The organism is Janthinobacterium sp. GW822-FHT07H10 (assembly GCF_058798675.1).
In genome coordinates this window covers 191731-198062 of record NZ_JBXAKS010000012.1, presented here as the reverse complement: position 1 = coordinate 198062, position 6332 = coordinate 191731, and the positions used below count along the sequence as shown (strand labels likewise).

The 6332-nt window shown below is 62.2% G+C and carries 6 protein-coding genes and 1 tRNA gene; 3 read left to right on the top strand and 4 right to left on the bottom strand.

The window, feature by feature from the left end; translation table 11 throughout:
* Positions 1–147: 147 nt before the first annotated feature.
* Positions 148–1362, bottom strand: a complete 1215-nt coding sequence (locus AC1RDJ_RS23665) for a right-handed parallel beta-helix repeat-containing protein (protein ID WP_071323018.1) — start codon at positions 1360–1362, stop codon at positions 148–150.
* A gap of 221 nt (positions 1363–1583) precedes the next feature.
* Between AC1RDJ_RS23665 and AC1RDJ_RS23660 the strand changes: the two genes are divergently transcribed.
* A tRNA-Arg gene (locus AC1RDJ_RS23660) sits at positions 1584–1660 on the top strand.
* A 12-nt stretch (positions 1661–1672) separates the two neighbouring features.
* Here the strand turns inward: AC1RDJ_RS23660 and AC1RDJ_RS23655 are convergent.
* Positions 1673–2590 (bottom strand): helix-turn-helix domain-containing protein, encoded by a 918-nt coding sequence (locus AC1RDJ_RS23655; RefSeq protein ID WP_493028883.1) that lies wholly within the window; start codon positions 2588–2590, stop codon positions 1673–1675.
* Positions 2591–2704: 114 nt separating this feature from the next.
* Here AC1RDJ_RS23655 and AC1RDJ_RS23650 point away from each other — a divergent pair, with 114 nt between their 5' ends.
* Both AC1RDJ_RS23650 and AC1RDJ_RS23645 read left to right on the top strand, forming a co-directional pair.
* Entirely contained in the window at positions 2705–3712 is a 1008-nt protein-coding gene (locus AC1RDJ_RS23650) for a phytanoyl-CoA dioxygenase family protein (RefSeq protein ID WP_493028882.1), read from the top strand.
* A 56-nt stretch (positions 3713–3768) separates the two neighbouring features.
* Entirely contained in the window at positions 3769–4914 is a 1146-nt protein-coding gene (locus AC1RDJ_RS23645; protein WP_493028881.1) for an alpha-hydroxy acid oxidase, read from the top strand.
* Here the strand turns inward: AC1RDJ_RS23645 and AC1RDJ_RS23640 are convergent.
* Positions 4911–5423, bottom strand: a complete 513-nt coding sequence (locus AC1RDJ_RS23640; RefSeq protein ID WP_493028880.1) for a P-loop nucleotide/nucleoside kinase family protein — start codon at positions 5421–5423, stop codon at positions 4911–4913. The two genes, AC1RDJ_RS23645 and AC1RDJ_RS23640, sit on opposite strands and share 4 nt — an antisense overlap.
* A gap of 194 nt (positions 5424–5617) precedes the next feature.
* Entirely contained in the window at positions 5618–6274 is a 657-nt protein-coding gene (locus AC1RDJ_RS23635) for a hypothetical protein (RefSeq protein ID WP_493028879.1), read from the bottom strand.
* Positions 6275–6332 lie beyond the last annotated feature (58 nt).

Sequence of the window (6332 nt, the reverse complement as noted above, 5' to 3'; positions counted from 1 at the left end):
CGGCTGTAGCTCAGCTGGATAGAGTACTTGGCTACGAACCAAGGGGTCGTGGGTTCAATTCCTGCCAGCCGCACCAGTATCAGTAGTAAAGAAAAGCCCGGAGAGTCCGCTCTCCGGGCTTTTTGCATTGCCGCCCGCGTGCCGTCGTTACGGCACGACATTGACCAGGTTGGACAGGCTCAGGATTTTGCCCAGCGTTTCGCCATTGGCGCTGTGGCTGGGGTCTCTGTTGACGGAAAGAAATTTCCCTTCCTGATTCGAGATGCTGAGCGCCCCCGACATCATGCCGCCGGCCGTCAGCAAGGTGCCCAATACCGTCGTGTACTTTCCTGCATTGCCCGCCACGCCGCCGCCGACGAAGCTGCCTTCGTAAATGCTGCTGCTGATGAAGGTATTGCTGTAGGTATTCGATTTCATATTGATGCCATGCTGCACCTGCTCGAAGCGGGGCGCAATGATCGTGTTGTGGCTGAAATGGTCGACGTCGATGCCGTTGACGAGGCTTTCGAAGCCGATGTTATAGAACTTGTTGCCGTTGAAGTAGTCCGTCTGGTTCGGTCCTTTCTCCGCCCGCAAGCCGGTTTCGCCCGCGATGCGGCCACCCGTGAAGGTATTTTCATTCACCCAGTTCAGGCTGCCCGTGCTTTCCGTCGTCAGGTAGATGCCCACCGCATTCTGGTACAGGAAATTGAACTGCACCTTGTTGTACTGCGAACCCTTGGCCGTGCCGTCGCCCGTGACCTTGATGCCATTCCTGAAGCCCTCGACCCAGCGCGCGTTGAGATTGGTATTGCTGGCATTGAGCAGGGTGACGCCCGATCCGCTGTAGCTGCTGTAATCGGGCGTGGCGCTGGTCCAGCTCAGGCCCACGACTTTTTCCAGGTACACATCGTGTGTATTTTCAATGATGATGCCGTCGCCCGGTCCGAAAAACAGGGTGCCCAGCGCAGTCAGGCGGATGCGTTTGTTCGCGGGCAGGTGCAGTGCGCCCTGGAATCGGTACTGGCCCGTGTCGATCACCAGTTCCTGGCCCGCTTTCAGCCTGCCGATGGCGGCGGTGACGGCCGGCGTATTGTTGTTCGACGCTTCCGACAGGCCGAACCACTTGGCGTGCAGGGCGCCGCTGTACGAACGCCGGTACAGTTTGTTGCCGCTGAGGATGGCCGTGGCGCCGTCCGCATCGGCGGCGGAACCCGTGCCGGACAGGTAAAACAGGCCTTCGCGGCCCGGATCGGAAATGAATACCACGGGCGGCGGCGCCGCATCGCCTTGCAGGGCGCTGATGCTCATCATGGTCTGCGCGTGCAGGGCCGGTGTCAGGGTGATCGCGGCGAAGGCGAATGTCGATAGGGTCAGGCGCATTGTTTCCTCTGGTGCTAGGGTGGATGGCGGTACGGGCGTTTAATCATTGCAAATATAGCATTTTAAAATAACAATGTTATATTTCAATGTCAAAAAAGAACATTTCAATTGTGCCGGCCAGGCTGCGTGTCCATGCGATGCGGGCACGCTGGTCCCAATTGTGAAATTCTCGCGCCACGCCCTTTGCCATTCTGCAAAGCCCTGCTATAATCTTGTCTTAGGCGGCTGTAGCTCAGCTGGATAGAGTACTTGGCTACGAACCAAGGGGTCGTGGGTTCAATTCCTGCCAGCCGCACCAGAATATTGGGGGTCAGATTGTAAAATCTGATCCCCTTTTTCGTTTCCGCTTCCTTTCTGCCGTGGTTTTGCCGGCGCGCCGGTATTGCCGGCGAAACGCGCGCGGCGTGGCCTGCTTGGCGGCGCGGAACTGGCGGTTGAAATGCGCGAGGTTGCGGTAACCTGCTTCCTGCGCGATGACGGCGATGGCCAGATCGCTCTCGATCAGCTGTTGGCAGGCGCGGCCGATACGCAGCCGCGCCAGGTAGTCGCCCGGCGTGCAATGCGCGTGGCGCTTGAAAAAGCGGTGAAATGCGCCCAGCGACAGGGCTGCCTTGCGCGCCAGCGTGTCCAGCGCTATATCTTCCCTGAAATGCGCATGCATGAAATCGAGCACGCTTTCCATGCGCTTTTGCTGCCCGTCGGCATGCCTCGGCGCCTGCGCCATCGACGCCAGCGGCCGCGCCTCCCCATCCGCCGCCAGTTCCAGCAGCACGTCGAGCAGCAGCGGCAGCCGTTGCGGCACGGGCAGCCCGTTCAATTGCAGCAGCCTGGCCGCGCTGCGCGCGCTCGTTGCCGGTGAAAAATGCAGGGCGGGGCCGGCGCGGGCCGCCAGGTGCCGCAGGCTGTGCAGCTCGGGAAAGCTGGCCGCCAGCCGCTCCACCCACTCGAGCGAAAACCACACGACGACGGCCAGCATGGGCCGGCTGCTATCGATGCGTTCGCTGGCCGACCAGGTGTGCGGCAGGTTCGGCCCCAGCAGCACCAGGTCGCCCGGCTCGAAATCGCCCAGGTGGTCGCCGATGTAGCGTTGTCCCCGGGCATTGACGGTGAGGGTCAGCTCGAACTGCGGGTGGTAATGCCAGATGAAGGGAATGGTGTCGAGTTCGCGCCACAGCAAACCCCAGGAGTGGCCGGCCGGTAGGGTGACTTGTTCGAATAAAGGCGTCATTATGACGTTTTGAGCATATGAATAGTCACGATAGTATCAGTATTGGTCGCTCAGCACGTATTTCCCCGCAATCTTCCATCGCACAATCTGTCCATACCAACACAGGAGACAGCGATGCAAGACCAGGTTCAGTATGTCAACCCGCAGTACGGCGAAGACCGTCCCGGCAATCCGTCCGTGGCCTACACGGCACAGACCCAGTTGCGCGATATCAAGAAACAGCTGCCGCTGCGCGTGCTGTCCGACAGCGATTTCTTGCACTGGCAAACCTACGGCTACGTCATCGTCAAGGATGCGGTTACTCCCGAACAGGTGCGCCGCACAACCGATTTCCTGTGGGAATTTCAGGGGCTGGACCAGCGCGACCCTGCCACCTGGAACCAGGACCAGCTGCGCGACCACGCGATGAAGGAGCTCAACGGTTCCGGCATGGTCGAGGCTTACCACAACCAGACCCTGTGGGATAACCGCCAGACGCCGCGCGTCTACGACGCCTTTGTCGACATCTGGGACCGCGAAGACCTGTGGGTGACCATCGACCGCGCCAACCTGAACACGCCGAACAATGGCAAGCGCAAGTTTGGCGGCTTCATCCACTGGGATGCCGACACCTCGCTCGACCCGCTGCCCGTCAACGTGCAGGGCGTGTTGGCCCTGTCCGATACCTCGCCCGCGAGCGGCGGCTTTCAATGCTATCCGCAACTGTTCAATCATTTGCTGGCATGGCGCAAGACGGCGCCGCAAGACCGCAATCCGTGGCAGCCGGATCTGGCGACGGTGCCGTACCCGATGGAATTCATCGCCATGAAGAAAGGGGAGTTGTTGATCTTTAACAGCCTGCTGGCGCACGGCATCCGCCCGAACACGTCGACGGACCAGGTGCGCCTGGCGCAATACATTTCCTTCACGCCGGCGCAGCAAGATAATCACGCCCTGCGCGACTGGCGCGTGCAAAGCTGGCGCGAACGCAGCGCGCCGCAGGGCTATGCATTTCCCGGCGACCCCGAGGAAAAGGAAAGCCGGCGCTATCCGCAGGCGCAGTTGAGCGAACTGGGCGAGAAAATCCTCGGCGCGCGCGACTGGCAAGCCACGTTCCCGGCGGCGGACTTGCCTGTCGGATAGACAATTGCGGGCAAATGCACGATCATGGTTCGACTTGCCATTGACCGAGGAAACGCATGAGTATCATCACCTGCATCGAAGACTTGCGCGTGCTGGCCCAGAAACGGGTGCCGCGCATGTTTTACGACTATGCCGATTCCGGCTCCTGGACGGAATCGACGTATCGCGCCAACAACAGCGATTTCGCCAAGATCAAATTCCGCCAGCGCGTCGCCGTCAACCTGGAAAACCGCAGCCTGGCCTCGACCATGGTGGGCCAGCACGTGTCGATGCCGGTGGCCCTGTCGCCGACGGGCTTGACGGGCATGCAGCATGCGGATGGCGAAATCCTCGCGGCCCAGGCCGCTGAAAAATTCGGCGTGCCGTTCACTTTGTCGACCATGAGCATCTGCTCGATCGAGGACGTGGCGGCGAACACGACAAAACCGTTCTGGTTCCAGCTGTACGTGATGAAGGACCGCGAATTCATCAACCGCCTGATCGACCGCGCCAAGGCGGCGAAATGCGGCGCGCTGGTGCTGACCCTGGACTTGCAGGTGCTGGGCCAGCGCCACAAGGACTTGCGCAACGGCCTGTCGGCGCCGCCCAAGCTGACCATTCCCAACATCATTAACATGGCCACCAAGCCGCGCTGGGTGGCGGGCATGCTGGGCACGCAGCGGCGCGGCTTCGGCAACATCGTCGGCCACGCCACGTCCGTGTCCGACATGTCGTCGCTGTCGGCCTGGACGCAGCAGCAATTCGACCTGAGCCTGTCGTGGGCCGACGTGGAATGGATCAAGCAGCGCTGGGGCGGCAAGCTCATCATCAAGGGCATCATGGATGCGGAAGACGCGCGCCTGGCCGTGGAAAGCGGCGCCGACGCGCTGATCGTCTCGAACCATGGCGGGCGCCAGCTCGATGGCGCGCAATCGTCGATCGAAGCCTTGCCGGCCATCGTCGACGCCGTCGGCAGCCAGATCGAGGTGCACATGGATGGCGGCATCCGCTCGGGCCAGGACGTGATCAAGGCCGTGGCCCTGGGCGCGAAGGGCGTGTACATCGGCCGCCCCTTCCTGTACGGCCTGGGTGCCATGGGCGGGCCGGGCGTCACCAAGTGCCTGGACATCATCCGCAACGAGCTGGACCTGACGATGGCCTTTTGCGGCTTGCGCGACTTGCAGCAGGTGGACAAGAAGATCTTGCTGCCGGGGACGTTTTAAGCTGCTATCCGCACGACGTGAAAGCCTTCTGAAGCCTCGGGCGGCACGAAGTGGCGCGTGATGTCGTCAAATTGCGCATCGCTGGTGGAGAACGGGTGCAGTCCGCTTGCATTGCGCTGGCGCAAGCGCGCCTTGCATTGTCCGTCCGGCACGTCCAGGTAATGCAGCACGTGCGGCGTGCCCGCCTGCTGGAACAGTTCGCGCATCCAGGCACGGCTGGCCGGCGTATTCGCGGGGAAATCGAGGACGACGGACACGCCCGCCTGCAGCATCTGCAGGGCCAGAGGCGCGATGGCTGCGCGCAGCCGCGCCGCGCACGCCACATAGTCGGCCAGGCTGGCGACCTGACCCGGATACAGCTGCGCCAGCAAGCTGTCTTCGCTGATGCGCACCGTGTGCGGCGCGTTGGCCAGCCGGGTGCTCAGGGTGGATTTGCCCGAGGCGATCTTGCCGCACACGAGGTGCAGGGTGGGGGCGGGGGAAACGGCAGTACTGGACGTGGTTTGCATGGGCGCTCGCTAGAAAGGGAAATCAAGCCTGCGAGACGTTTTGACCAGTGACTGCAAATCAAAGCCGCCTCTCAGGCGGCTTTGGCAATGACTATCCTGCTAAGCCACCATGGTTCGAATGGCGGCAATAATGGAGGGCAGGGGGCTGTAGGTCGATTGCATGGCACAACGATGCCATGTGATGCATCGTGCTGTCAAGCTTGCCCGATGCGCGTCCATGGCTCGCGGAACGCCTGCGCATCGAGCGGATGCGCGTGCGGGTCGTCTTGCCGGAACAGGCCGCCGATCAGCATATCCTGGACAGCGTCCGTGAAGCCGCCGTGAGCGGCGCGGCCCCACTGGCGCCGCGTGCGGGCGAAGACGACGGCCTCTTGCCGCGCGGCCAGCTGCGCCAGCGATGTTTGCAGGGCGGCGGCCGCATCGGATCCCATGTCCGTGGCGATGGCGCAGACCAGGCGCTGGCCGAATTGCAGGGTCTTGCCTGCGCGGCCCAGCAGTGATTCGTTGGCCAGGGCAAGGAACAAATCGGGCGCCTGGTCGCCTTTCTCGCACGTCGTCCAGGCGGGCGCCCACGCTTCCAGGCTCATGAAGCGGGCTTCGGTGGTCACCGGCGTGTGCATCCACTTCGCGTGCGACTTGTCGTCCCAGCCCAGGCGGCCAAAGGCAAGCGGCTTGCCCTTGGGATTGTATTGCAGGCTGCGCACGCCGGCCTTGCCCCGCGTTCCCGCCTGCGCCACGAGGCCATCGAGGCTGGCGGCAAACGGCGTCCATTGCGCCGCCTCCCATAGCGGCGCAGCGCCGGGCGCGGCCAGCAGCAGGAACACTTCATAATCACGTGAAAAAAACGCCATGCACACCTCTTGACAGGTCGACTGGAAAATTTGCCACAGGATTATAGTTGCATGAAAG

Excerpts from the sequence above, each read along its gene's own strand:
- AC1RDJ_RS23665 (WP_071323018.1), bottom strand. The coding sequence starts at position 1,362 with ATGCGCCTGACCCTATCGACATTCGCCTTCGCCGCGATCACCCTGACA.
- AC1RDJ_RS23655 (WP_493028883.1), bottom strand. The coding sequence starts at position 2,590 with ATGACGCCTTTATTCGAACAAGTCACCCTACCGGCCGGCCACTCCTGG.
- AC1RDJ_RS23650 (WP_493028882.1), top strand. The coding sequence starts at position 2,705 with ATGCAAGACCAGGTTCAGTATGTCAACCCGCAGTACGGCGAAGACCGT.
- AC1RDJ_RS23645 (WP_493028881.1), top strand. The coding sequence starts at position 3,769 with ATGAGTATCATCACCTGCATCGAAGACTTGCGCGTGCTGGCCCAGAAA.
- AC1RDJ_RS23640 (WP_493028880.1), bottom strand. The coding sequence starts at position 5,423 with ATGCAAACCACGTCCAGTACTGCCGTTTCCCCCGCCCCCACCCTGCAC.
- AC1RDJ_RS23635 (WP_493028879.1), bottom strand. The coding sequence starts at position 6,274 with ATGGCGTTTTTTTCACGTGATTATGAAGTGTTCCTGCTGCTGGCCGCG.